Raw genomic sequence first — 1,008 nt, forward strand, 5'->3', positions numbered from 1 at the left:
CTGACATTGAGAAAGAATTTGGCAAAAATTTATCTTTAGCCGCCCTTTTCCAAGGCGCTACCCTAGAACAATTAGCCATTCTACTGCGCCAAAAAACTGATACTCACTCTTGGTCTCCCTTAGTTGCCATTCAACCCCGAGGAAACCACCCACCTTTCTTCTGTATGCCTGGTTCTGGTGGCAATGTGGTGTACTTCCACCAACTCGCCCGTCATCTAGGAAATGACCAACCCTTTTACGCTTTACAACCTCCATCCTTGGATGGGGTGTCGGAACCCTTTGGTAGTGTTGAAGAGGTAGCTGCCTACTACCTCCAAGCCATCCAAACCCTTCAACCCTCTGGTCCGTACTTCCTGGGCGGTCATTCCTTTGGGGTTCTGGTTGCTTTTGAAATGGCACAACAACTACAAAAAAAGGGAGAAACAGTTGCCCTCCTAGCCCTATTAGACCTTCCCGCCCGACTTCCTGGTAGCGCCCCCAAACAGCTAGATTGGGATGATACCCGATGGCTAACGAATATTGCCCATATCCTAGAAATGTTATCTGGGAAAAATCTAGAGATTTCTTATGAATCCCTAAAACCTCTTACTCCATTAGCACAATTAAACTATCTCAAACAACAGATGGAAACCGTCAATCTGTTGCCACCTAATTCAGGAATTGAACGAGTGCGTGGGATTGTTCAAACGATTAAAGCTGACGAATTTGCTTTTATGAGTTATCTCCCACAAGAAGGCTATCAAGGTGAGATTACCCTGTTCCGCACCAGCGAAGTTTATCAGGATGAATTGGGAATGCTTGGTGAAATTCCCAGGGATCCAACTTGGGGTTGGAATCAGCTTTCTAGCCAACCTGTAGAGGTTCATGTAATTCCTGGAAATCATACTACTATGTTGAGTGAACCTTATGTTCAGGTGTTAGCTGAACTGTTGAAACTTTAGCCGATACCGTTGGGTGGTGTTGGCAAGAAGCCCGCGTTGTCCCGTTAGGGCAACGTCGGGAGTATGT

The 1,008-nt window shown here is 46.1% G+C and carries 1 protein-coding gene; it reads left to right on the forward strand.

All coding sequences use genetic code 11. The features are described from left to right. Positions 1–941: thioesterase domain-containing protein (locus F6K38_RS44830; protein WP_287361081.1), on the forward strand; the 941-nt coding region annotated here is incomplete at its 5' end. Positions 942–1,008: the final 67 nt, after the last annotated feature.

It is taken from the genome of Moorena sp. SIO3B2 (genome assembly GCF_010692525.1).
GTDB classification, from domain to species: domain Bacteria; phylum Cyanobacteriota; class Cyanobacteriia; order Cyanobacteriales; family Coleofasciculaceae; genus Moorena; species Moorena producens.